The sequence below is a fragment of the Nocardia sp. NPDC046763 genome (assembly GCF_040645495.1).
Taxonomy (GTDB): Bacteria; Actinomycetota; Actinomycetes; order Mycobacteriales; family Mycobacteriaceae; genus Nocardia.
The window spans coordinates 19,709-43,455 of record NZ_JBEYYI010000014.1 but is presented as its reverse complement, the minus strand read 5'-3'; the positions used below and the strand labels follow the sequence as shown (position 1 = coordinate 43,455).

21 protein-coding genes are annotated in these 23,747 nt (G+C 68.3%); 11 read left to right on the top strand and 10 right to left on the bottom strand.

Going from position 1 to position 23,747, the window contains the following annotated elements:
- Nucleotides 1–92: 92 nt before the first annotated feature.
- Together ABZ909_RS22810 and ABZ909_RS22805 are read left to right on the top strand one after the other, a co-directional pair.
- Nucleotides 93–551 carry an Rrf2 family transcriptional regulator gene (locus ABZ909_RS22810; protein ID WP_357002811.1) on the top strand — a complete coding sequence of 153 codons (459 nt, stop codon included), beginning with the start codon at nt 93–95 and terminating at the stop codon, nt 549–551.
- Nucleotides 552–559: 8 nt separating this feature from the next.
- Nucleotides 560–1,807 carry a globin domain-containing protein gene (locus tag ABZ909_RS22805; protein ID WP_357002809.1) on the top strand — a complete coding sequence of 416 codons (1,248 nt, stop codon included), beginning with the start codon at nt 560–562 and terminating at the stop codon, nt 1,805–1,807.
- Nucleotides 1,808–1,844: 37 nt separating this feature from the next.
- Here ABZ909_RS22805 and idi read toward each other — a convergent pair whose 3' ends face one another.
- The 4 genes from idi to ABZ909_RS22785 form a co-directional block, all read right to left on the bottom strand.
- Nucleotides 1,845–2,411: an isopentenyl-diphosphate Delta-isomerase gene (idi, locus tag ABZ909_RS22800; protein ID WP_357002807.1), complete on the bottom strand. Its 567-nt coding sequence runs from the start codon at nt 2,409–2,411 to the stop codon at nt 1,845–1,847.
- A complete protein-coding gene (locus ABZ909_RS22795; protein WP_357002805.1) occupies nt 2,408–3,280 on the bottom strand; it encodes a geranyl diphosphate 2-C-methyltransferase in 873 nt (290 codons plus the stop codon). Before ABZ909_RS22795 ends, idi begins: the two co-directional genes overlap by 4 nt.
- A 68-nt stretch (nt 3,281–3,348) precedes the next feature.
- The gene (locus ABZ909_RS22790) at nt 3,349–5,172 is read right to left on the bottom strand and encodes a family 2 encapsulin nanocompartment cargo protein terpene cyclase (RefSeq protein ID WP_357002803.1); all 1,824 of its coding nucleotides are present in this window, start codon (nt 5,170–5,172) and stop codon (nt 3,349–3,351) included.
- Nucleotides 5,173–5,187: 15 nt separating this feature from the next.
- Complete coding sequence (locus ABZ909_RS22785) at nt 5,188–6,594, bottom strand: family 2B encapsulin nanocompartment shell protein (RefSeq protein ID WP_357002801.1); 1,407 nt, start codon at nt 6,592–6,594, stop codon at nt 5,188–5,190.
- Nucleotides 6,595–6,959: 365 nt separating this feature from the next.
- On the opposite strand from ABZ909_RS22785, the gene ABZ909_RS22780 reads away from it, so the two are divergent.
- From ABZ909_RS22780 to ABZ909_RS22770, 3 genes are all read left to right on the top strand, one after another.
- The gene (locus ABZ909_RS22780; RefSeq protein WP_357002799.1) at nt 6,960–9,923 is read left to right on the top strand and encodes an AMP-binding protein; all 2,964 of its coding nucleotides are present in this window, start codon (nt 6,960–6,962) and stop codon (nt 9,921–9,923) included.
- A gap of 147 nt (nt 9,924–10,070) precedes the next feature.
- A complete protein-coding gene (locus tag ABZ909_RS22775; protein WP_357002797.1) occupies nt 10,071–10,670 on the top strand; it encodes a TetR/AcrR family transcriptional regulator in 600 nt (199 codons plus the stop codon).
- Nucleotides 10,671–10,751: 81 nt separating this feature from the next.
- Nucleotides 10,752–11,624 carry a sterol desaturase family protein gene (locus ABZ909_RS22770; protein ID WP_357002795.1) on the top strand — a complete coding sequence of 291 codons (873 nt, stop codon included), beginning with the start codon at nt 10,752–10,754 and terminating at the stop codon, nt 11,622–11,624.
- Nucleotides 11,625–11,656: 32 nt separating this feature from the next.
- Here ABZ909_RS22770 and ABZ909_RS22765 read toward each other — a convergent pair whose 3' ends face one another.
- Nucleotides 11,657–13,132, bottom strand: coding sequence for an MFS transporter (locus ABZ909_RS22765; protein ID WP_357002793.1), 1,476 nt, complete (start codon nt 13,130–13,132; stop codon nt 11,657–11,659).
- A gap of 143 nt (nt 13,133–13,275) precedes the next feature.
- On the opposite strand from ABZ909_RS22765, the gene ABZ909_RS22760 reads away from it, so the two are divergent.
- The gene (locus tag ABZ909_RS22760) at nt 13,276–13,722 is read left to right on the top strand and encodes a MarR family transcriptional regulator (protein WP_357002791.1); all 447 of its coding nucleotides are present in this window, start codon (nt 13,276–13,278) and stop codon (nt 13,720–13,722) included.
- Nucleotides 13,723–13,775: 53 nt separating this feature from the next.
- Here ABZ909_RS22760 and rffA read toward each other — a convergent pair whose 3' ends face one another.
- Entirely contained in the window at nt 13,776–14,915 is a 1,140-nt protein-coding gene (gene rffA / locus ABZ909_RS22755) for a dTDP-4-amino-4,6-dideoxygalactose transaminase (protein WP_357002789.1), read from the bottom strand.
- The gene (locus ABZ909_RS22750; RefSeq protein WP_357003073.1) at nt 14,912–15,967 is read right to left on the bottom strand and encodes a glycosyltransferase; all 1,056 of its coding nucleotides are present in this window, start codon (nt 15,965–15,967) and stop codon (nt 14,912–14,914) included. Before ABZ909_RS22750 ends, rffA begins: the two co-directional genes overlap by 4 nt.
- Nucleotides 15,968–16,337: 370 nt before the next feature.
- Here ABZ909_RS22750 and ABZ909_RS22745 point away from each other — a divergent pair, with 370 nt between their 5' ends.
- From ABZ909_RS22745 to ABZ909_RS22725, 5 genes are all read left to right on the top strand, one after another.
- Nucleotides 16,338–18,572: a hypothetical protein gene (locus ABZ909_RS22745; RefSeq protein WP_357003071.1), complete on the top strand. Its 2,235-nt coding sequence runs from the start codon at nt 16,338–16,340 to the stop codon at nt 18,570–18,572.
- The gene (locus tag ABZ909_RS22740) at nt 18,569–19,066 is read left to right on the top strand and encodes a GtrA family protein (RefSeq protein WP_357002787.1); all 498 of its coding nucleotides are present in this window, start codon (nt 18,569–18,571) and stop codon (nt 19,064–19,066) included. Before ABZ909_RS22745 ends, ABZ909_RS22740 begins: the two co-directional genes overlap by 4 nt.
- 10 nt (nt 19,067–19,076) lie before the next feature.
- A complete protein-coding gene (locus tag ABZ909_RS22735) occupies nt 19,077–19,298 on the top strand; it encodes a Trm112 family protein (protein WP_357002785.1) in 222 nt (73 codons plus the stop codon).
- 340 nt (nt 19,299–19,638) lie between these two features.
- On the top strand, nt 19,639–20,547 hold the full coding sequence (locus ABZ909_RS22730; protein WP_357002783.1) for a helix-turn-helix transcriptional regulator: 909 nt from the start codon (nt 19,639–19,641) through the stop codon (nt 20,545–20,547).
- Nucleotides 20,548–20,571: 24 nt separating this feature from the next.
- Entirely contained in the window at nt 20,572–21,402 is an 831-nt protein-coding gene (locus ABZ909_RS22725; protein ID WP_357002781.1) for an SAM-dependent methyltransferase, read from the top strand.
- 49 nt (nt 21,403–21,451) lie between these two features.
- Here ABZ909_RS22725 and ABZ909_RS22720 read toward each other — a convergent pair whose 3' ends face one another.
- From ABZ909_RS22720 to ABZ909_RS22710, 3 genes are read right to left on the bottom strand one after another with little or no spacing between them, the layout of a single operon-like run.
- Entirely contained in the window at nt 21,452–22,063 is a 612-nt protein-coding gene (locus ABZ909_RS22720) for a TetR family transcriptional regulator (RefSeq protein ID WP_357002779.1), read from the bottom strand.
- Nucleotides 22,064–22,079: 16 nt separating this feature from the next.
- The gene (locus ABZ909_RS22715; RefSeq protein ID WP_357002777.1) at nt 22,080–22,868 is read right to left on the bottom strand and encodes an ABC transporter permease; all 789 of its coding nucleotides are present in this window, start codon (nt 22,866–22,868) and stop codon (nt 22,080–22,082) included.
- The gene (locus tag ABZ909_RS22710; RefSeq protein ID WP_357002775.1) at nt 22,865–23,599 is read right to left on the bottom strand and encodes an ABC transporter ATP-binding protein; all 735 of its coding nucleotides are present in this window, start codon (nt 23,597–23,599) and stop codon (nt 22,865–22,867) included. Before ABZ909_RS22710 ends, ABZ909_RS22715 begins: the two co-directional genes overlap by 4 nt.
- Nucleotides 23,600–23,747 lie beyond the last annotated feature (148 nt).

Genomic DNA, 23,747 nt, shown 5'->3' with positions numbered 1-23,747 from the left:
TCCGGCGTTACATAATCCGCACGGAGTCGCGTATTAAAGCGCACAGCAGGAAAACCTGCTTTTCTCAATCGGAATAAGTACCGTATGTGCTCATGCAGCTCTCCCGGTTCACCGATCTCGGCTTACGGTCGCTCATGCGCCTAGCGGTCAGTAGCGGCGCCGAGGAAAGAGTCACCGTCAAACTCATTGCGCGACAGGTGAATGCTTCCGAAAACTACGTTGCGAAGGCCATCTCCCGGCTCGCCGAACTGGGCTATGTCGAGTCCCAGCGCGGACGGACCGGCGGGATATTCCTGACCGAGGCGGGTAGAAAAACCACCATCGGCACTATTGTTCGGCAGCTCGAATGTGATAACGAAGTCATCGAGTGTGGCGGCGACAATCCGTGCCGATTGGCGAATGCGTGCCGTTTGCGGGGCGTCCTCGCCACCGCGCAGAACGCCTTCTACGCCGAACTCGATCGGTACGTCCTGTCCGATCTGGTGGATCAGCGCACCGTGGAGCTGCTGTATATGCCGGTATTCCCGGCGGCTTCACTCATCGACACCTAGGAGACCTCATGAGGCTCGCGCCGGATTCCACGCTGAACACCTTCCCCGAACTGGAACCCGAGCACGCCGAGGTGATCGTCGCGACCCTGCCGTTGGTGGCCGCGCACATCGACCAGATCACCCCGCTGTTCTACGCCAAGATGTTCACCGCCCACCCGGAGCTGCTGCGCGACCGCTTCAACCGCGGCAACCAGCATCAGGGCGCACAGCAGAATGCGCTCGCCGCCTCCATCGCCGTGTTCGCCACCCACCTCGTCGACCCGAGCCTGCCGCACCCGCGGGAACTACTGGCCCGCATCGGCCACAAGCACGCCTCACTGGGTGTCACCGAGCCCGAATACCGCATCGTCCACGAGCATCTGTTCGCCGCCATCGTCGAGGTGCTGGGTGCGGACGTGGTGACCCCCGAGATCGCCGCGGCCTGGGATCGCGTGTATTGGCTGATGGCAACCACGCTCATCGATTTCGAGCGGGAACTCTACGACGCCGCGGGCGTCGTGCCCGGTGACGTGTTCCGCGAGACCCGGGTGGTGCAGCGCATCGACGACCCGTCGGGTGTGGCCACCTTCGTGGTGGAGTCCGCCGATCCGTCCGCGCCGCTGCCGGGATTCGTTCCGGGACAGTACATCTCGGTCGGCGCCCGGCTGCCCGACGGCGCCCGCCAGCTGCGTCAGTACAGCCTGATCAATCGCGGCGGCGACGGCCGGCTCGCCTTCACGGTGCGCAAGGTGCCCGCCGCCGCGGACACGCCGGCCGGTGAGGTCTCGAACTGGCTGCACGACACTGTCGGCGTGGGCGACACGCTCGAAATCACGCTGCCCTTCGGCGATCTCACCATCGACACCGCGGCCACCACGCCGGTCGTGCTCATCTCCGCGGGCATCGGCGTCACCCCGATGGCGGGCATCCTGGAATACCTGGCGGCCGAAACCCCCACGCGCCGGACGGTCATCCTGCACGCGGACCGCTCCATCACCGCGCACCCCCTGCGCGAGACGGTCGACGCGCTCGCCCACCGGCTGGCGGACGTGTACCTCCGCGCCTGGTACGAGGCCGACGGCCACGGGCTGCTGGACCTGACCCGGGTCGATCTGCCGGAGGACGCGGACTACTACCTGTGCGGTGGCACCGGCTTCCTGCAGCACGTGCGCGCCCAGCTCATGTCCGCCGGAATCCCCTCGGACCGAGTCCATTTCGAGCTCTTCGCGCCGAACGACTGGCTGCTCGACGCCGATCAGCAGCCCGCCCTCGCCTGACCGCGGGCGGGCTATCGAGCCCTGGCCGCGATCGACGCTAGTCGCGCGCCGCGATGATCCGCAGCACTCCGCTCAACCACGGGGTGTAGCGCGCGGGTTCGGCCACCACGTTCTCGGCGAGGGCGTCCGGCCGGATCCACGCGATATCGGCGACCTCGTCCGGATTCGGGTGCGGCGCGGCGCCTTCCAGCCGTCCGATGAGGACGTGATCGAATTCGAACTCGACGCGGCCGGTATTCGGATCGGTGGCCTGGTAGGTGAAGGTGCCGGCCTCGGAGAGCTCGGCTGTGACGCCGAGTTCCTCGTGCAGCCGCTTGGCGGCCGCCTCCACCACCGCCTGCCCCGGCTCCGGATGCCCGCAGCAGGTGTTGGTCCACAGCAGCGGGAAGCGCGTCTTCACGCCCGCCCGCTGCTGCAGCAGCACCCGCCCGGCGGCATCGAACAGCAGCACCGAGAAGGCCCGATGCAGCCGCCCGGGCGCGGTATGGGCCGCGGCCACCGACAGCGCACCCTGCGCCCGGCCCTGCTCGTCGACCAGTTCGACGAGCAGGGTCTCACGGTCCACCACCGAGGTGGTGTCGGATGCGTCGAGGGTGCCGGTCACCGGACCACCTTATCGGCGGTGATCATCAGGTACTGGAAGCTGCCCTCCTTGTACGAGGTCAGGAAGGGTTTCTCGACGCCGGTCGCGAGTTCGGACCGGGTGCGCAGCTCCCAGTACGGAATGGTAGCGGGGGTGAGGTCGGTGACCGCGATGGGGACCAGGCCGTTGGCGGCCAGCGCCTGGAAGTAGCGGCTGCGCGGATGGATATTGCAGCCGTAGTGGGCGTCGATCCAGCTCACCGAGGCCGAGCGGGCGCCGAACACGTCATTGGAGCAGCCGGTGATGCAGACGTAGCGGCCGCCCGGCTCGAGCAGGCGGGAGAACTCCGCGAACAATTCGAGAAGGTCCACGTACATGGTGGTTTCATTGGTCCAGATGCCGCGCCTGGAGCCGGACTCGAAACCGGTGTCGAGCATGTTCTCGAAGTGGAAGCGCACCTTGTCGGCGACACCGCGCTCGCGGGCCTGCTCATTGGCGAAACCCACCTGGTATTCGGAGATGGTGACGCCGTCCACCTCGCAGCCGAAGCGCTGGTTGGCCATGAAGCTGGTGCCGCCGCGACCGGATCCGCCGTCCATGAGCCGGTCGCCGGGACGGACGTCGCCGAGTTGGCCGAGCAGGATGTCGGCCTGTGCGGTCTCCAGGCGATGCAGTTCCTTGACGATCCGTTCCTGCTGGGTCTCCTCGGGGCCTTCCAGGACCGACAGGTCCGGATCGCCGATGCCGTAGTGATGGTGGTAGAGCCCGTCCACCTCGCCGAGCTTGGTGTTGACGCGATCGTCATTGGGATTGTTGTTCCAGTAGGACGCGACCGATTTCTGGTATTCGGTCTTCAGCACGGCATCCGGCCGGGGGTGGAGCGCGGTCATGGCAGGTCATCCTCTCGAATGGGTGATATGACGCTGGAAGTACTGCGCGCATCGAAGGGCGGTGTGATTCACGGGGTTTCGTTGTAGCGGCGGCTGTCCGCGTGCCAGGCCCGGTTGCCGCCCATCCAGGCCCACAGTCCGGTCAGGAAGCGGCGCAGCTCCGGGGAGCCGGCGGCGGCGAGGGCGCCCGCCTCGGCCTCGAAGCGGTGCACCAGTTCGTCGTGGACCTCGGCGGTGCGCTGGACGGCCTGGCGGCGAGAGCACTGCTCCTCGGCGGCGAGCACGGTGGGGAGGTTGAATTCCCGTCCGCCGGAGAGGTCTTCGCGCGCCATGGAGTAGAGGTCGTTGACCATCTGGCTGGCCAGCGCGGCGGTGGTGACCACCCGCCGCACCCGCGGATCGGTGTACTCCGCGGCCGGCACCTCGTAGCCGCCGACCGCGTCGATCGGGGCCATGCAGGGCAGGAAGCTGTGCGGTTGCCGGTTCAGCAGGTATTCCCAGACCGGCGGCATGCGGCCCGCCGCGCGCCACCCCGCCTCGGCGCCCAGGGCGATGAACCAGCCCGCGATCTCGGTGCGCAGCCGCGCCACCTGGGTCGGGGTGGCGAATCGCGACAGATGCTCGAAGGAGGTCCGGAATGCCCGCAGAATCGGATCGCTCTGCATGGCCTCCTCCACCTTGACCTGGTACCGCGGTGGCAGATGCACGGGATCCATGGCGGCGGCGGCCAATTCGAGCCGCGGCCCGAGCTCGGCCTCGGGGCTCGACCTGCTGCCGTCCGGCGCGATATCGCTGGCGTCCTCCTCGCAGTAGTAGTCGTCCACCGACCACTCCGACACCGCGCACTTGGCCGCCGCCAGCAATCGGTCCGCATCATCGCAATCCGGATGCGCCAGCATGATCAGCCGCCCGAAGTCGGCCTTCCGCAGATCATCCAGCCGCCCTTCGTACAGCCCGATCTCCTCGGCCCACGCGATGATCCCGAAATTCACAGCCTCCGCCAGCGCCGGATTGTCCCGCACCGGCGGCGGACAGTAGAGCGCCGGAATAGCCGCCCCCCGCGCCCGCCGCGTCGATCCGGTCCCGATGCCGCTCGGACCGTGCGAAACCCGCTCGGCCCCAGCAGAACTCGCGGCCTCCGATGCCCCGCCCGCCATAGTGGTGCCGGGCTCGACCGCCGTGGAGCCCGGAATCCCGCGAGCCAGCTCGGTGATCGACTCGAGGTCCCACGCCCGATCGAGGGCCCTTTCGGGAGCCGCGCTCGGAGTATCGGGCCGAGCAGCCGCCGAGGTGGCGACAGCCGGAGCCGCCGCATCGGCCCGGACCACGGTGTCCGCCCGTGCCGCAGGCGAAGTCGGCGCGACCGGTGGGAAGCCCCGGGGGACTCCGCCTCGGTGAAATGCCGAGCTCGTACCGATTCCGGTGGGGCCGCTCGCAACCCGCCGCGCCGTCGGGCTGGGCGAACTCTGTCCCGCGGCACGGGTTTCGGACGGAGGGGAGGGGAGGTGGCCGGAGCCCAGGGTGCGGGGGATGGGGCGGAGGGGTTGGGCGAGTGGAGAGATCGGGGGTCTGGGCGTCGGCACCGCGCCGCCGGCAGGCGACGGCGGACGCGATGCCTGTCCCGCGAGCTCCGTGATCACCTGGGGGGTGGGTAGGTTCACGCGGAGGCTCGGGGCCCCGAGGCCGGAGGGGCCGAGCAGCCGTCGGGGGGCGTGCGCCTCGGCGGCGTCGGAGGCGCCGAGGCGGGGATCATCATCGAGGGCGGCAATGGCTTCGGTTGCCGTGAGCAGGGTTTGGGGCGCGGTGGTGTCGAGGTTGGTCAGCAGGGCGGCGACGGCCGCCGCCACCTCATGGGTGGCAGGCGGGGCCGCGGCACGTGAGAGCACCGACATGACAGCACACCTCGCTCAGTCGGACTGGCGGGCGACCAGCACATTGTCGAGAATGCCGAGCGCGTCGGGGACCAGGACGGCGGCCGAGTAGTAGCAGCTGACCAGGTAGGAGATGATCGATTGATCGTCGATGCCCTTGAACCGAACGTTCAGGCTGGGCTCGTACTCGTCCGGAATTCCGGTCTGGTGCAAGCCGATCACGCCCTGGTCCTTCTCGCCGGTGCGCATGGCGAGAATCGATGTGGTGTGGGTGTCACTGACCGGGATCTTGCCGCACGGGAAGATCGGCACCCCGCGCCAGGCGGGCACGCGATGGCCGTCCACCTCCACCGGGTCGGGATAGATTCCACGCTTGGTGCATTCGCGCCCGAACGCGGCAATCGCCTTGGGGTGGGCCAGGAACAGCTTGGTGCTGCGGCGCATGGAGAGCAGTTCGTCCATATCGTCCGGAGTAGGCGCGCCGGATTCGGTGTAGATCCGCTGTTTGATGTCACAGTTGTTGAGCAGGCCGAAGTCCGGGTTGTTGACCAGGTCGTACTCGCGGCGCTCGTAGAGGGCCTCGATGGTCAGGCGCAGCTGCTGCTCGATCTGATCCATCGGGTCGTTGAACAGGTCGGCGACGCGGGTGTGCACGCGCAGCACCGACTGGGCCAGGCTGAGCTCGTACTCGCGGGGCTGGTCGTCGTAGTCGACGTAGGTGCCCTCGAGCATCGGTTCCCCGGAGTGGCCGGAGGAGATCACGATCTCGGCCTCGCCGTACTTGTTCTGCGGCAGCGACGGGGCCTGTGCTACGGCGGAAAGGTGTTCCGCCAGTGCCGGAATGTTCTCGGTCAGCTGGTTCACGGTGGAGCGGGCGAGCACCAGCATGGTGGTGGGCGTGAGCGTCTTGATGGTGACCGGCCAGATGGCGTCCGGATCGGTGAGGGTCTGGTCGCCGAAGAAGTCGCCGCCGCCCAGCATGCCCAGCTTGGTGGACTCGCCGTACTCGCCGGTGCCGATCTTGGAGAGTTTGCCGTGCACGATCAGCAGCACCTGATCCATCGGGTTGCCGAACTCGGCGACCACGGTGCCGGCGGGCAGATCCCGCTGCTCGAAGCGGCCGGCCACGGTGGCCAGGATCTCCTCGTCGGCGAAGCCGCGCAGCTGCGGCAGCTCCTGCAGTTCGAGCGGGATGACCCGGGCGTGCGGGCCGTTGATGACGTACTCCACCTCGCCGTTGCCGACGGTGTGCGTGAGGCGCCGGTTGACGCGGTAGATACCGCCCTTCACCTGGCTCCACGGCAGCGAACGGGTCAGCCAGCGGGAGCTGATGCCCTGCATCTGCGGTTCGGATTTGGTGGTGTGCGCCAGCTGGTGAGCGGCAGCGGTACTGAGCGACTTGCGCTGGCCGTTTTCGGTCTGAAGGGGCATTTCGATGGTCATGCTGCGGTCCTCACCTCGAAGGGCCACCGCGACGGAAGGCGGTGGAGTCCACGGCGAAACAGCAGACCCGAACGGGCCTGCATGAATTAGTCAAGTGAGTGAATTGACAAGCGCGACAGTGCGTTTCCAGTGATCCCGATGGTAGAGCTCCGGATCACCCGACGCGCCGAAATGCCAAAACATGATGCCTGGGATGTTGCTGTGCCCCGTAAACCCCGAACGGCCGGTTTGCTTTGGCGCGGGCCCGGATCGCTCCGCCACGCGTAGCCCGCATGGTGCTGGTCACAGCGCCAGCGCAGTAGGGTGGACGTATGGCAAGCTCATCGCGACGCGTCGGGGCGGGTGACGCTGGTCAAGGCCAGGAAATGTCTGGGAGAGAAGCCGTGAAATTCAATACGAGGTCCGTGGTGGGTCCGATCGAGCGACTCGTCGCGACCGCACAGAACGGGCTCGAGGTGATCCGGTTCGGGGGACTGGTTCACGACATCGAATCGTCGCCGTACGAGGTGGTGGAGCGCAAGCGGATGTACCGCCTGCGGCACTACTTCCCGGACGACACCGGGGCGGACCGTCCGGTGGTGGTGCTGGTGCCGCCCATCATGGTGACCGCCGAGATCTGGGACGTGAATGTCGCCGACGGGGCGGTCGGCATTCTGCACCAGGGCGGAATCGATTGCTGGGTGGTCGATTTCGGCTCACCGGCCACCGAAGAAGGCGGCTGGGACCGGGATCTGGCCGACCACGTGCTGGCGGTCTCGAGTGTCGTCGACACCGTCACCGAAATCACCGGCCGCGCCGTGCATCTCATGGGGTACTCGCAGGGCGGCATGTTCGCCTACCAGACCGCGGCCTACCGCTACGGCAAGGGCGTCGAGTCCATCGTGACCTTCGGCAGCCCGGTCGACGCCGTCGCGGGCATGCCCTTCGGCCTGCCGCACGGGCTGGTCTCCGACGCCGCCGACTTCCTCACCGACCACGTGCTGAACCGGCTGCCCATCACCGATTCCATGGTGCGCCTGGGCTTCCAGGCCCTGGACCCGGTCAAGACCGCCCGCGCCCGCATCGACTTCCTGCGCCAGCTGCACAACCGCGAGGCGCTGCTGCCCAAGGAGCGCCAGCGCCGCTTTCTCGAGGTCGACGGCTGGCTCGGCTACCCCGGTCCCGCGCTCACCGATCTGCTTCAGCAGTTCGTCAAGCACAATCGAATGATGCTGGGCGGCTTCGTGATCCGCGATCAGCTCATCTCGCTGGCGGAGATCAAGTGCCCGATCCTGGCGTTCGTCGGCGAGGTCGACGACATCGGCCAGCCCGCCGCCGTGCGCGGCATCGTGCACGCCGCGCCCAATGCCGATGTGTACGAGACCAGCATTGTGGCCGGGCATTTCGGACTGGTGTCGGGCTCCACGGCCACCAGGCAGACCTGGCCCGTGGTGCGCGACTGGGTGAACTACCTCAGCGGCCGCGGCGAACTGCCCGAGCAGGTCGAGCGCATGAGCACCGAGGTGGTCCGCAACGGCCCGCGCACCGGGCTCACCCGGGTCGTGCACGCCCTCGGCACCCTGGCCGAGGCCGGAACCAGCGTCGGGAAGACCATCGAGGGCGTGGCCGGGCAGACGCTGCGCGGCACGGTCGAACTCACCAGTGAGGCCGCCCGCGCGCTGCCCCGGCTGACCCGGCTGGGCATGATCCAGCCGCACACCCGAATCTCGCTGGGCCGCTTGGTCGCCGAGCAGGCGCGGCGCGCGCCGCAGCGCGAGCTGTTCGTGTTCGACGACCGCGTGCACACCCAGGAGGCGGTCAACCAGCGCATCGACAATGTGGTGCGCGGGCTGATCTCCGTCGGCGTGCGGCCGGCCACCCGGGTCGGCGTGGTCATGGAGACCCGGCCGAGCGCGCTGGCCGCCATCGCCGCGCTCTCGCGGCTGGGCGCGGTCGCGGTGCTGCTGGCGCCGGGGAGTGAACTCTCCAAGGTCGCGGACCTGACCGGCACCAAGCTGCTCATCGCCGATCCGGAGAACCTCGCCAGCGCGGCCGCCACCGGTCACCGGGTGCTGGTGCTCGGCGGCGGCAATGCCCGCAGCCTCGATATTCCGCCGGGCGCCGATGTGGTCGACCTGGAGCAGATCGACCCGGCGCAGGTGGAGCTGCCCGCCTGGTACCGGCCGAATCCGGGCCTGGCGCGCGAGCTGGCCTTCATCCTGGTCACCGGCACCGGCGACAAGTTCGACGTCAAGCAGGTCACCAATCACCGCTGGGCGCTGTCGGCCTTCGGCACCGCGTCGGCGGCGGATCTGGGCCGCCACGACACCGTGTACTGCCTTGCGCCGCTGCACCATTCGTCCGGATTGCTGGTGAGCCTGGGTGGCGCGGTGGCCGGCGGCAGCCGCATCGCGCTGGCCCGCTCGCTGGAACCGGCGCGGTTCGCCGAGGAGGTGCACCGCTACGGCGTCACCGTGGTCACCTACACCTGGACCATGCTGCGCGACATCCTCGACGCCGACACCTTCGCCGACGGGCATGCGCATCCGATCCGCCTGTTCATCGGCTCCGGTATGCCCGCGGGCCTGTGGCGGCGCACCGAGGAGCGATTCGCGCCCGCCAAGGTGCTGGAGTTCTACGCCTCCATCGAGGGAGATGTGGTGCTGGCCAACGTCTCCGGCGCCAAGATCGGCTCCAAGGGCCGTCCGGTACCGGGCACCGCGAAGGTCGAACTCATCGCCTACGACCCGCTGACCGACGAAATCCTGGTCGAGGACAGCGGTTTCGCGCGGCGCTGCGCCGACAACGAGGTGGGGCTGCTCATCGGCACCGTCTCCGACCTCGTCGACCTCTCCGCGGGCGGGCTGCGCGGCGTCTTCGCCCCCGGCGACGCCTGGATGCCCACCGAGAACCTCTTCCGGCGCGACAGCGACGGCGACTACTGGCTCATGGACCGTCGCGACACCGTCATTCCGACGCCGCGCGGCCCGGTCTACACCCAGCCGATCGTCGACGTGCTGAACGACATCACCGCCGTCGACATGGAGGTGGCCTTCGGCCTCCCCGCCGGTGACCGCATCCTCGCGGTCGCCGCGGTGAGCGTCCGTGCGGGCTTCGGCCTGGCTCCCAAGGATGTGACCGAGGCAGTCCGGGCCCTGGCTCCCGACCAGCGCCCCGACATCGTCTACGTCGTGGACGACATCCCCCGCAGCTCCACCTACCGTCCCTCGACGCGGGCGGTGCAGGCTGCGGGCCGCGCCGAACCCGACGACCGCACCTGGTGGTACAACCGCACCACCGAGGCCTACGAGATCCTCACCCCCGACCTCGCCGCGCGCCTGTTCGGCTGATCGTCTCGAACGCGCCCCCGCCACCGTGTCGCACCGAAGAAGACACGGCAGGGCCGGGGCGCGTTCGCATTTCGCCTGCGATCCATCGAATTGACCGAATGGTAATTTTCGAGCATGCGATCGGATATCGGAGGTGGGAGCGGAGCCGTGAAGCGGGTCGGCGCGGCGGGGACCAAGGGGGTGCCGCGAGCCGAGCGGGAGGCGCAGATCCTCGATGTGGCGGCCGCGGAGATCGCGCGGGTCGGGTACGCGGGGCTGTCGCCGGCCGTGGTGGCGGCGGGGGCCGGGGTGTCGAAACCGTTGGTGTACGGGTATTTCGGATCCAAGGACGGGTTGTACGTGGCCTGCGTGGAGCGGGCCGCCGGGGTGCTCGGAGATGCGATCGACGAGGCCATGTCGGGGACGGCGTCGCTGGAGATGGCCGAGCGCGCGCTGGCTGCGATCTTCACCGCGCTCGAACCGCGGCCCTACGATTGGAAGGTCGTGCACGACCAATCCCACCCTGCCGAGGGGCCCGCGGCGGAGGCAGCGCTGGCCGCGCGCGCCCGCATCGATGCACAAGCCGACCAGGGCGTGGGCGCGTTCGTGGCGGGGCACGGGCTGACCGATCCGCGGGATCTGTCCGCGCTGATCGCCGTGTGGACCGGACTGGTCGCCGCGCTCGTCGACTGGTGGCTGAGCCATCCCGACGAGACGGCCGAGGCCATGATCGCGCGCAGCGCCCGCCTGTTCGCAGCCCTCACCTGATTCGACCGGGAACGGTCGCGGACTCTTGCCATTGAATTGACCGATTGGTAAATTACGAATTGGTCAATTTGTGGAGGTTCGATGTTTTCGCAGGTCTGGCATGAGATCAATACGCCGCTGCTCTATGCGATCCCGGTCTTTCTGCTGTGTATCGCAGTGGAGATGACGTCGCTGCGGGATGCCGACCGCGAGCATGCGACCGGGTATCTGGCACGCGACACCCGCACCAGCCTGAGCATGGGGTTGGGCTCGATCGTGTCGTCGTTCGTGTTCAAGACGGCCAGCCTGGTGGTGTTCGTCCTGATATGGACCTATCTCGCACCCTGGCACCTTCCGACCGGCGCCTGGTGGAGCTGGGTGCTGCTGATGGTGGTCCTCGACCTGCTCTACTACCTCAACCACCGCTTCTCTCACCGCGTCCGTATCGGCTGGGCGGCCCACCAGGCCCATCACTCGAGCGAGTACTTCAACTTCGGAACCGCCCTGCGGCAGAAGTGGAATCCGTGGTCCGAGGTCATCTTCTGGGCGCCCCTGCCGCTGCTGGGCTTCGCTCCCTGGACGATCTACATCGCCTTCATCCTCAACCAGATCTACCAGTTCTTCACCCACACCGAGACCATCGGAAAGCTCCGGGCCCCCATCGAATTCGTCTTCAACACCCCGTCCCATCACCGCGTCCACCACGGCAGCGACCCCGAATACCTCGACAAGAACTACGCGGGCATCCTCATTATCTGGGACCGCATGTTCGGCACCTTCCAGCCCGAAATCCACCGCCCCACCTACGGTCTCACCAAACCGGTCGGCACCTACAACCTCCTGAAGCTGCAGTACCGCGAGTACGGCAACATCATCCGGGACGTCCGCACCGCCGACGGCTACCGCAACAAACTCGGCTACATCTTCGCCCCGCCGGGCTGGCAGCCCGCGGAACTGCGCGACCAGCCCGCCTGAGCTCGCACCGGGCGGTGAGCCGGTGCCCCGATTCAGTTCTCCGCCAGCACCTTCTGTGGCTCGGCCGCTGCGGTGGTGCGGGCCGCGACCGCCTTGCGGGCCGGGATCATGAGCGCGATCACCGCCGATACCAGGCAGGCCACGCTGCCGATCAGGAACACCGTGCGGAAGCCGTTCTCGGTCGGAATGGCATGGCCGCCAACCGAGATGGTCAGCTGCGCCAGCACCGCGCCCACGACCGCCGAGGAGACGGAGGTGCCGATCGAGCGCATCAGGGTGTTGAAGCTGTTGGCGGCGGCCGTCTCCGACAGCGGCACCCCACTCATGATCAGCGCTGGCATCGCGCCGTACGCGAGCGCCACACCCGTGCTGCAGATGATGTTCACCAGCTCCAGACCCCAGGTGGAGCCCATCGTCAGCTGTGCCACCCCGTAGCCGGCCGCCATGGTCAATGCGCCGGTGAACAGGGTGATCTTCGGGCCGCGCGCGGCGGACAGGCGGGCGCCCACCGGTGAGATGAGCATCATCATGATGCCGCCGGGGGCCATCCACAGACCCATCATGATCATCGACTGGCCCAGGCCGTAACCGAGCGACGTCGGCAGCTGCAACAGCTGCGGCATGCTCAACTGCAGTGCGTACATGCCGACGCCGATCGAGACGCTCGCGAGGTTGGTGACCAGCACCTGCGGACGCGCGGTGGTGCGCAGGTCCACCAGCGGCTCGGGCGACCGCAGCTCCCACCAACCCCAGGCGAGCAGGACGACGACCGCCGCAGCGAACAAGCCCAGCGTGGTACCGCTGGTCCAGCCCCAGGTCGCGCCTTTCGACACGGGCAACAGGAACGACACCAGACCGGCGCCGAGCAGCACCGCGCCCGGAATGTCGAAACGTCCCGACGGTCCTTCCGAGCTGCCCTCGGGCACCAGGGTCACGATCAACGCGGTGGCGATGCCCACCAGACCCGCTGCGACCCAGAACATCACACGCCAGCTGCTGTACTGGGTGACGGCCGAGGCGATCGGCAGGCCCAGTGCGCCGCCGATGCCGAGGGACGAGCTGATCAGCGCGATCGACGAGCCGAGCCGTTCGGCGGGCATCACATCGCGCAGCAGGGCGATGGCGAGCGGGATGATGCCCACACCGAGCCCCTGCAGGCCGCGGCCGACGATCATCGGCACCAGCGAATCGGACACCGCGCACACGATCGATCCGATGATGAGCGGAATGGTGGAGGCGATCATCATGCGCCGCTTGCCGTACATGTCGCCGAGCCGGCCCGCGACGGGGGTGGCGACGGCCGCGACGAGCAGCGTGATGGTGACGACCCAGGTGGTGTTCGAGGCCGACGTATTCAGGATGCGGGGTAGCTCACCCAGCAGCGGCACCACCAGCGTCTGCATGAGCGACGCGATGACACCGGCGTAGGCGAGCACCGCGAGGGTGCGGCCCGCGCCCGTGCGCGCCGGCGTCGAGCCGGACGCCGTAGCGGAATCGGGTTGGGTCATGGGATCTCCTCACGATGCGCGTAATCATGTGTACTGTACACATAAAGTGCAAGATGCACATGCAATGGTGGATGCACAACGCTAGGGTGTGGGTGAACAGGGGTTGAACCCGCAGGTCAATGCGGATCGCGGAAGGACGGGACGTGCCCAAGCCCACCGAATTGCTGGAATTCCAGACCATGCTGATGGGCCGTTTCAGCCTCATCGCGCGCAAGGCGACCGACACCAGCCTCGATCGCAGTGCCTACCTGCTGTTGAGCCTGCTCGAAGCCGACGGCCCGATGTCCATCGGCCGGCTCAGCGAAATCCTCGGCCTCGACGTCTCCACCCTGAACCGGCAGACCGCGGCGCTGCTCCGCGCCGGCCTCGCCGACCGCATCCCCGACCCCGACGGCGGCATCGCCCGCAAGTTCCGCCTCACCCCGGAAGGCGCGTCCCGCCTGAACGGCGAACGCGCACAGAGCATCCGCCATCTCGACGAGATCGTCGCCGACTGGACCGACGAGGAGGTCACCGCGCTCGCCGACTCCCTCTCGCGCCTGAACGCCGACATCGACCGCTACCGAAACCGAATCTCCCCCCGTCCCTGACACGGACCCCTTGTGTGGCAACGGCATCCGCGATGCCGCCGGGCCCGCGGCTACTAGACGGTGAAGCTGGTGACGCCGTCGACGACGCGGGTCAGCTGATCCTCGGTGAGGCCCGGCCACAGGGGGAGGCGGACCAGGGTGGCCGAGAACTCGGCGCTGCGCACGCACGGGAACGGGGTGCGGCCGAGCTTGAGGCCGGCGGGGGAGGAGTCCAGGGGGACGTAGTGGAAGGGGGCCACGATGCCGCGCTGGGACAGGTGGGCGATGAGGTCGTCGCGACGGTGCTCGGTGGGTACGCGCAGGTAGTAGAGGTGCGCGGTGTGCTCGCGGTCCGACGGCACCGTCATGAGGCGAATGTCGTTGCGGGCGGCCCAGTCCGGGAGGGCGGCTGCGTAGGTGTCCCACACGCGGTGGCGGTTGCGCTGGATGATGTCGAATTCGGCGAGCTGGGCGTCGAGGACTGCGGCGTTCAATTCGCTGGGCAGGTAGGAGGATCCGATGTCCTGCCAGGAATACTTGTCCACCGCGCCACGCAGGAAGCGAGCCCGGTCGGTGCCCTTCTCGCGAATGATTTCCGCACGCGCCATGAGTATTTCGTCGGTGAGCAGCACCGCGCCGCCCTCACCGCAGTGCACGTTCTTGGTGTCGTGGAAGGACAGCGCGCCCACCGTGCCGATGGTGCCCAGCGGGCGGCCCCGATAGTAGCCGCCCAGGCCGTGCGCATTGTCCTCGATGATGGCGAAGCCGTGCGCGTCGGCCAGCCGCTGCAGACCCTCCATGTCGGCGGCCACGCCGCCGTAGTGGATGACCATCACGGCTTTGGTGCGCGGGGTGACCACCGCGGCCACCGACTCCGGATCCAGATTGCCGGTGGCGGCGTCGATATCGGCGAACACCACGGTCGCGCCGCGCAACGCCATGGCTGTCGCGCTGGAGGTGAACGCGAAACTCGGCACGATCACCTCGTCCTCGGGCCCGAGTTCCAGCAGCAGCCCGGCCATTTCGAGCGCGTGCGTGCACGAGGTGGTGAGCAGTGCGTGCGGCGCACCGGTGATGTCACGCAGTTTCGTGGTGGCCGTCGCGGTGAAGGGACCGTCGCCGTGGCTGTGGTCCGAGGACAGCACGGCCTCCACATTCGGCAGCTCGCGCGCGGCGCGGAACGGGCGGCTGAAGATGATGCGGTCACTGCTCACGCGCGGAGCTCCCCCTCGATGTCTTCGTCGAACCGATTCGTCGTGCCGTCGTGGTGATCTCCACCGTCGTAGCGGATGCCGCCGCGCGACTGCTGCGGCCGCGGCGTCGGCGAATCCACCGTCAGATACAGCGGCTTGCCGACCAGCACATGCAGTGCCACACCGAGGTATTCGGCGATCAAACCCAGCGAGAACAGCACCGCACCCGAGCACAGCAGCAGCACCGTCATGAGCGAGGCCCAGCCTTCGGGGTCGGTGCCGCTGTCGGTCAGCCTGTGGTACACCACCCACCCGGCCATGGCCAGCCCGCCCAGCGCCAGCGTCACACCCAGCATGCTCACCAGCCGCAGGCCGCGAGTTCCGCTGCACAGCACCATCTTCCAGAACAGCGAGAAAAGCCGCCGGTAGTTGTAACCGGACTCCTCGCGGCCCTCGGCGCGCAACTGCACCGGCACCTGCGCCGCCTCGCCCACCACCCAGGTGAGCGCCACATCCAGGTACACGCCATTGGAGGCGACCTGCGCCAGCTGCCGCGCGACATCGCCGCGGATCAGCCGGTAGCTCTCGAAGCGGGTGGAGTCCGGGAACGCGAACACCGTCGCCAGCACGATCTTCGCGCCGCGCGAGGTGACATTGCGCAGGAAGCCGTGCGGGCGGGTGTTGACCGGCTTGGAGTAGACCAGATCGGCGCGCTGCTCGAGCGCCGTGTCCAGGAAGTCGGCGATGAAGGCCGGATCGTGCTGGCCGTCCTCGTCCATGGTGACGGTCCAGTCGCCCTGCGCGGCGGCCATACCGGCGATGGTGGCGGCATCCTGGCCATAGTTGCGGCTCAACCACACCACCCGCACCTGCGGATAGGTTTCGGCGAGCTGCTGCAGCACCACGTCGGAGCGGTCGGGCCCGTGATCGTGCACCAGCACGATCTCCTCGACCCGGAAGGTGGCGCCCTGCGGCGTGGCGACCGGCTCCCCGAGCTTGTCCAGCTCACTGACCAGTGCGGCGATCGTCTCCTCGCCGCGGTACACGGGCACCACGACGGAGACGGCGTGCACCCGCGCCGGGCGCTCGCTGCCGGAGGTCACGCTGGGGTCGCTCGCGTAGGTGCGGGCGGACGGAATCGGCATCAGCTGAATGTACTTTCGATGACGGTGTGCGCCGGAACTCCACACCGGAAACCGGAGCCCGAGCCGCGCTGAACTCTAACACGCTGCTCGGCGCGGCAATCGAGGCGAAGTATCGACACCCGGCCCATCGTTCCCCATGTCCACCCCCCGCAACGGCGCCCATACCTCCCAAGGGCTTGGCGTAAGTGCCATCGACATCGCCGCCCTGTAGGGTCTGGAACTCGTGGTGGAAAGCTCAGTTTCCAAGGTGGTCGGGGCCGCCGAATCCGGGCAGGACAATAAGGCGGCTCGGCGCGAGGTGTACCGCTGGGGCATCGTCACTTCGATCGGGGTGACCCTCGGCTATCTGGCTGTCATCCTGGCCAACTCCCGCCACTTCTTCACCGACGACACCGAATCCCAGTACACGGGCCTGTGGGTGTTCTTCGGCCGCGCCTTCCGCGACGGCCATTTCCCGCTGCTGATTCCGGACCAGTGGATGACGGGCAATTACACCAATGAGGAAGCGGGACTGTTCAATCCGCCGCAGCTGCTGATCGATCTGATCGCGCCCTCGGTGCCCAACCTGGCCGTGTACGCGACCATCGTGAAGCTGGTCTTCGCGATCATCACCGGGCTCGGCATGTACCGGGTGTGCCTGGTGTACGGCGCCCGCCCGCAGTGGGCCGCGGTGGCCGGGGTGGCCATGCCGTTCACCGGTTTCTTCCTGTTCTTCGACTCGGCCAGCTGGTTCACCGCCATGGCCGGCACCGCGTGGATGATCCACGCCTGGGCGTCCTCGGAGCGCTACCTGCGCGGCCAGGGCGGTCCGATCCCGGTCTTCGTGTACCTGTACCTGGCGATCTCGGTGCAATACGTGTTCCCCGCGGTCGAGGCCGTGCTCATGCTGGCCGCGGTGGCCGTCGGCTACCTGGTGTGCCGGGGGCCGCGGACCTGGCCGCAGTGGCGCGTCGCGTTCGGCCCGCTGCTGCGCCTGGCCGCCGCAGCGGCCTGCGCGGGCGCGGCGGGTCTGCTGACCTTCCTGCCCTCGATGCTGTCGGCGCAGGTGAGCTGGCGCGGCAATTCGCAGATCAATAACGACCAGTTCCTGACCGTGCCGTGGTCCGAGTCGCTGAATGCCAGCCTGCCGACCACCATGCCGGCGTTCACCTCGTGGTGGGGTTACGTGCAGCCGTTGCCCATGACCTACATCGCCTGGTTCCTGATCCCGGCGCTGGCGTTCGTGGATTGGAAAGCGGCGCAGAAACACTGGAAGCAGTTCGTGGCGATTGCCCTGTTCGCACTGATGGCGCTCATGTGGACCGCCGGGCCCGGCACTGTCGGCCCGCTGCGCTGGCCCGCGCGTGTGCTGCCGATGCTGGCGCTGGGTCTGCTCGTGCTGGTGTGCGTGCTGCTGGGGCGCTTCGCCACGCTGCGGGACCGCAACACGCGGATCATCTCGGCGCTGGTGCTGGTCCTGGCGCTGTGGGTGCGCACCTTCTCCGCCGACCCGCACGACGTGCTGTGGCACCTGGGCTCGGCCGCCGTGGTGATCGCCCTCGGGTTCGGCGCGGTCTGGCTGGGCCGCACCCGCGGCGCCACCGGGGCCACCGCCCTGGTCATCGCCGCCATGGTGCCGATCGCCTGGTTCCAGGTGTGGTGGGTGCAGCCCACGCCCATGTCGTGGAACCTGCCCGCCGACCGCAACGAGGCCATGGCGGCCTTCCCGAAGTTCCAGGCCGGCACCACCCTCCAGCTCTCCGACCGTGGCCTGCTGCAGCCCGCCGACAAGAACCTGCAGGGCGCCTACGGGTCGCTGGTGTGGGGCAACTACGCCAAGGACCTGCAAGAGGACTACGTCAACGGCTATACGCCCAACGGGCACTTCTACTTCGGCGAAATGCTCTGCATGCGCTGGGACTCCAGCGTCTGCCCCGACGCCTACCGCCGGCTGTTCAGCGCCGAGCCGACCACCGGCCGCACCCTCGCCGACCTCATGCTGATCGACCGGGTCGTGCTGCAGAAGGCCATGTTCCCCGACGCCGGCGACCAACCCGCCCCGGAGGGCTGGCACTTCGTCGACGTGCCCGGGCACGAGAAGTACATCTGGGTGCTCGAGCGCGACAACGGCCCGATCTCCACGGTCAACGGCCGCGTCGGCGACGCCCACGATGCCACCGCCACCTCGCTCGACGAGACCGACACCACCAGCCGTGTGCAGGTCTCCTCGGAGACCGGCGGCCGCGTCACCTTCGCGCGCCTGGGCTGGCCCGGCTACCGCGTCACTCTCAACGGCAAGACCGTCCCGTTCCACACCGTCGCGAAAGTCTTCGTGGCCGTGGACATTCCGGCCGGCACCGACAAAGCCGTGCTGGAGGTGAGCTGGCGGCCGCCAGGCTGGAAGATCGGAATCGGCGGTGCCGCGGCCGGACTCGTCGGCCTCGGGCTGCTCCAGTGGTTGTACGTTCGCTCGCGTCGTCGCGGCCAGGACGCGCCTGTGGCCGAACAGCTCGACGACGACCCGGACCGCGAACTGGTGGGCACCGCCAAGTGACCGAGACGCGCCCCTCGAAGCACGGAGCCGCGCCCGCCGAGACCGCACCGGCCGGTCCGCTGCTCCGGCTGGTGCGCCGGCAGGAGGTCGCCTTCGCCCTGGTCGGCGGCTTCAACACGCTGATGGGCATGGTGCTCACCATCGTATGGCTGACCGTCCTCGGCGGCGTGGTGTCCAAGGACGTGGCCGCGGCGCTGTCGGTGGCGCTGGCCTACGCGGTCAGCATGGTGGTGGCCTTCGTCCTGCACCGCACCCTGGTGTTCCGGGTACGTGGCCACCTACTGCGCGACTTCGTGGCCTTCGTCGGCGTGAACGCCGTTGGCATGGTGCTGAACATGGTGCTGCTGCAACTGGCCGTCTCCCTGCTGCGCGTCCCCGCCAAACCGGCCGCCGTGGTGGTCATGGGCCTGGTCGCGGTGGCCAGCTACTTCGGCCATCGCCACATCAGCTTCCGTCGCCCCGCCGATTCCCCTCCCACTCCCGCCGACCGGTAGGTTGTCGGACATGTCGGAGGAAAACCTGGACCCCACCCTGCTGAGCCTGCTCGCCTGCCCGCAGGACAAGGGCCCCCTGCAGCTGGTCCACACCGCCACCGGTGACACCGTGCTCTACAACCCCCGCCTGCGCCGCGCCTACCCGGTCGACAACGGCATCCCGGTCCTCCTCGTCGACGAGGCCCGCGACGTCTCCGACGACGAACACACCCTCTTCCTCACCCAGAACTGAGTCACCCACTCCCACCGCCTCCTTTCGCGAGCGGCCACTTCGGCCCGGTCGGATTCGGTGATCTCGGGGTCGGTGCGTGGCTGCTGTTCGTGGCGACGGGCCTGGCCTTGCTCGTCACGGTGCTCGCACTCGTTGCCGCTGCCACCGCGCCGCGGTATCGCACGCCGTACAGCCCTGTCACGCAGCAACATCCGGGGTGGATGCCGCAACGGGTCGGTGTGCCTGTGGCCGGGCCCGCGACGTACGTCCCCGCTCAGGGTACCTGCTGCGGCTCGACAGGTGAGATGGAATTCGTTGTGGCACACTCTGATACGCGATGCCTATGCCGACGGGAGTGCTAGTGATCAACGATGTCGTCGGTACGGTGTCCGGTGATGAGGCTGATGCGGAGGAGGATCCGGCGCTGCTGCGGCGGGCGGTCGGGCTGCGCTTGCGGAGATTGCGGGAGGAGGCCGGTATCAGCGGCGAATCGGCCGGCCGGGCCATCCGCGCTTCGCATTCGAAGATCAGCCGGCTGGAGGCGGGCCGGGTGACGTTCCGCGCGATGGACATCGAGGACCTGCTGACCAGGTACGGCGTCGACGACGGCGATCTCCAGGCGGATCTGCTGCGGATGGCGAACCGGGCGAACGCGATCGGGCGGTGGCAGGTGGGCGCGGATCTGACCAAGGCGCGCGCGGAAACCTATCTGGCGCTCGAGGACGCCTCCTCCCTGATCCGTTGCTACGCACCATGTCTGGTTCCCGATCTGGCGCGGACCCCGTCCTATGCGCACACTGTGCTCGCGCTCGCCCACTGTGCCTCGGCGATCGACATCCACCGGCGCGTCGAGCAGCTGGTCCGCCGCCAGCAGCTGCTCGATCGCGTCGATTCCCCACGGGTCTGGCTCGTCATCGAGGAGGCCGCCCTGCGCCGCCCCCTCGGCGGATTCGAGGTCTGGCAGGGGCAATTGGAGCACCTCGCCGAGCTGTCGGCGCGGCCCAACATCACGGTGCAGGTGCTGCCCGACCACGTGGGCGGCCCCGCCATCAGTGGTTCCGCGTTCACCCTGCTGCGGTTCGCGGCCCCGGAATTCGGCGACATCGCCCATCTGGAGCATCCGAACGGCATGCTGTTCCTCGACAAGCGCGGTGACCTGGATCGTTTCAACGAGGTCTGGGACCGGCTGTGCGTGTGCGCCGCGCCGCCCGCGCGCACGGGCGATTTCCTCGATCGACTCCGCAGTGCCCAACCCTCCGACGCGCCCTAGCGTCTCGACGAGAACAGAGAGTCCATGTCCGACAGTCCCTTCGACGGACATCTGCCGATCAAAATCGACACCACCGTCGCCCACGAAGCCCGCGTCTACGACTACTGGCTCGGCGGCAAGGAGAACTACTCGGCCGACCGGGCGCTGGGCGACGCTATCGCCGAACATGTGCCCACCATCAAGACCATGGCCCGCGCCAATCGCGCGTTTCTGGCGAGGGCGGTGCGCTATCTGGTCGCCGAGGCCGGGATTACCCAGTTCCTCGATATCGGCACGGGCATCCCGACCGCGGGCAACACCCACGAGGTCGCGCAGGCCCTGGACCCCGGGGCGCGGATCGTCTACGTCGACAAGGATCCGATCGTGCTGGCCCACGCACGGGCGCTGATGGCGAGCACCCCGCAGGGCCGTACCCGCTTCATCCACGCGGACCTGCACGATCCCCGCTCGATCTTGGACCACCCGGACCTGGCCGAGACCCTCGACCTGTCCGAACCGGTCGCGATCATGCTGATCGCGATCATGATGTACTTCCGCGACAGTGACCACCCGTACGACATCATCGCCACCCTGCTGGACGCGGTCCCCTCCGGCAGCTACGTCGTACTCACCCACCCCACAGCCGATTTCGCGCCCGAAGCCATGGCCGGCGTCAAGGCCGCCGCCGAAGCCTCGGGAATCCCCTTCGAACCCCGCAGCAAGTCCGACACCGCCGAACTGTTCGCCGGCACCACCCTCACCGACCCGGGTCTCGTCCCTGTCGCCGCCTGGCGTCCCGAACTCACCGACCGCCCGACCCCTGTCGCCGATGCCGAAAGCGCCTGGTACTGGGCCGGAATCGGCCGCAAGGCCTGAGTACGCCGAGACCTCCGGTGGCGTCGGCGGCCACCGGAGGTCTCGGTGCTCAGTCGTGTTGGGGCAGGTCGCCGGTGAAATAGCGCTGCAGGGTCGGACCGACGTTGGTGGCCAGGTCCTCGATGGTCATGGAGGCGATGGGTTCCAGCCGGAGAATCTTGCGGGTGACGAGGAGGCCCGCCAGCTGCGAGGCGGCGAGGGCGGCACGCTGGGCGCCGGTGCCGGGCGGCGAATCGACCAGGGGGCGAATCTCTTTCAGCACCACCTCCAGCAGGAAGGTGCGGGCCAGGGTGGGGTCGTCGCTGGCGAGGAGGCTGCGGATGGCGGCCACGGCGGGCATGCCGACGGGGGAGTCCCAGATGCCGACGACGGTGCGAATGATGTGCTCGCCCAGGTTTTCCACCGGGACTGCGGCGAAGCCGGCGAGGATGGTCTGGGGATCGACGGGGAGTTGCAGGGCGGCGGCGAACAATTGGTGTTTGGTGCCGAAGTAGTGGTGTACCAGTGCGGGATCCACTCCGGCCGCGGTGGCGATGGAGCGGATGGAGGCCCGGTCGAATCCGACTTCGGCGAAGCGCACCCGGGCGGCGTCCAGAATCGCCTCCCGGGTGCCGGAATTGCCCGGACGCCGTCCGCTGCGGATCCCGTTGCCTCCGCTCACGCCGCGTGTCTCCCGGTCATGCGGTGCGCCGGCGTAGGGTGGCGGCGCCCAATCCCAGTGCGACGGCGGCGAAGGCGGCCACGATCAGCACATCCCGCCACATCTGCCCGGTGGCTCCGGTGTGCGTGGACACCTGCTCCAGCGCGTCGACGGCGTAGCTGAGCGGCAGCACATTGCTGATCGCCTCCAGCCAGCTCGGCAGCTGCCCACGCGGCACCAGCAGGCCGCACAGGAAGAACTGCGGCAGCACGATCACGGGCATGAACTGTACGGCTTGAAACTCGGTGCGCGCGAACGCGCTTGCCAGCAGGCCCAGCGCCACGCCCAGCACCGCGTCGATCACGGCGATGAGCACGACCAGTCCCGGACTGCCCGCCGCTTGCAACCCGAGCAGCCAGAACGCCACCAGGCAGGCCACCGCGGCCTGCACCGCGGCCGCGATGGAGAACGCGGTGCCGTACCCGGCCAGCAGATCCAGTTTGGACAGCGGCGTGGTCATGAGCCGCTCCAGCGTGCCCGAAACTCGTTCGCGCTGCATGGCGATGGCGGTGATGAGGAACATGACCACGAACGGCAGGATGCCGAGCATGGTGATGCCGACCCGGTCGAACAGCCGCGGCGCATGCGGGATGGTCGGATAGTTCTTGTACACGAAATACAGCAGTGTCATGAGCAGCGCGGGCACCAGCACGATCATGGCGACCGTGCGCTTGTCGGCGCGCAACTGGCGCAGGATGCGCACGGTGGTGGCGGTGTAGCAGCCCAGCGGCCGTGGGCCCGCGGGGCGTGAAAGGGTCGCGGTCACAGCTCTTCTCCCATCCGGATCAGCTTGAGGAAGGCGTTCTCCAGACTGGATTCGCCTGTGTCGGAACGTAATTCGGCGGGTGTGAGCTGGGCCAGCAGCCGGCCCTCGCGCATGAGCAACAGCCGGTCGCAGTGCTCGGCCTCGTCCATGACGTGGCTCGAAACCAGCAGTGTCCGGCCCTGTTTCGCGAGCGCCTGGAACTGCTCCCACAGGTCGGCGCGCAGCACCGGGTCCAGGCCGACCGTCGGCTCGTCCAGTACCAGCAGCTCGGGATCTGCCACCAGCGCGCAGGCCAGGGACACGCGGGTGCGCTGACCGCCGGAAAGCTCGTTGCCGCGATGCCCGGCATGACTGCCCAAACCCACGGCGGCCAGGGCCGTTTCGACCTCGGCGGACGACGCCCCGTACAGCGCACCGAAATACGCGACATTGTCGGCCACGGTGAGGTCGTCGTAGATGCTCGGCTCCTGGGTCACGTACCCGACCCGCCGCCGCAGCCCGCGCGATCCGGCCTCCTCGCCGAGCACGGACACCGACCCGGATTCGATGATCTGTGTCCCGACGATGCTGCGCATGAGCGTCGTCTTCCCGCACCCCGACGGTCCCAGCAGTCCGGTGATGCTGCCCCGGGGAACGGTCAGGGAGATGTTCTGCAGAACCTGATTCCCGCCGCGCCGCACTTCCAGGTGCTCGATGGCGATGGCGTCGGTTGTCGTCGCTGGTGCCGTCACGGGGTCACCCTCAATTCATCGAGTGTTGAATTCACTACGCGATGAATTGTGCGCCCATCCGGGGCTCCGGGGCAAGACCCCGCTGCGTGTCGTTTTCTGACATGGCGATCTGGCCGTATCTGACCGATTACGCTGACCAAATCGTGAC

Bases quoted from the DNA above. Each gene is read 5' to 3' on its own strand.
- ABZ909_RS22770 (WP_357002795.1), top strand. From the start codon at position 10,752: ATGTTTTCGCAGGTCTGGCATGAGATCAATACGCCGCTGCTCTATGCG.
- ABZ909_RS22725 (WP_357002781.1), top strand. From the start codon at position 20,572: ATGTCCGACAGTCCCTTCGACGGACATCTGCCGATCAAAATCGACACC.
- ABZ909_RS22805 (WP_357002809.1), top strand. From the start codon at position 560: ATGAGGCTCGCGCCGGATTCCACGCTGAACACCTTCCCCGAACTGGAA.
- ABZ909_RS22790 (WP_357002803.1), bottom strand. From the start codon at position 5,172: ATGTCGGTGCTCTCACGTGCCGCGGCCCCGCCTGCCACCCATGAGGTG.
- ABZ909_RS22810 (WP_357002811.1), top strand. From the start codon at position 93: ATGCAGCTCTCCCGGTTCACCGATCTCGGCTTACGGTCGCTCATGCGC.
- ABZ909_RS22765 (WP_357002793.1), bottom strand. From the start codon at position 13,132: ATGACCCAACCCGATTCCGCTACGGCGTCCGGCTCGACGCCGGCGCGC.
- ABZ909_RS22795 (WP_357002805.1), bottom strand. From the start codon at position 3,280: ATGACCGCGCTCCACCCCCGGCCGGATGCCGTGCTGAAGACCGAATAC.
- ABZ909_RS22785 (WP_357002801.1), bottom strand. From the start codon at position 6,594: ATGACCATCGAAATGCCCCTTCAGACCGAAAACGGCCAGCGCAAGTCG.
- ABZ909_RS22735 (WP_357002785.1), top strand. From the start codon at position 19,077: ATGTCGGAGGAAAACCTGGACCCCACCCTGCTGAGCCTGCTCGCCTGC.
- ABZ909_RS22780 (WP_357002799.1), top strand. From the start codon at position 6,960: ATGTCTGGGAGAGAAGCCGTGAAATTCAATACGAGGTCCGTGGTGGGT.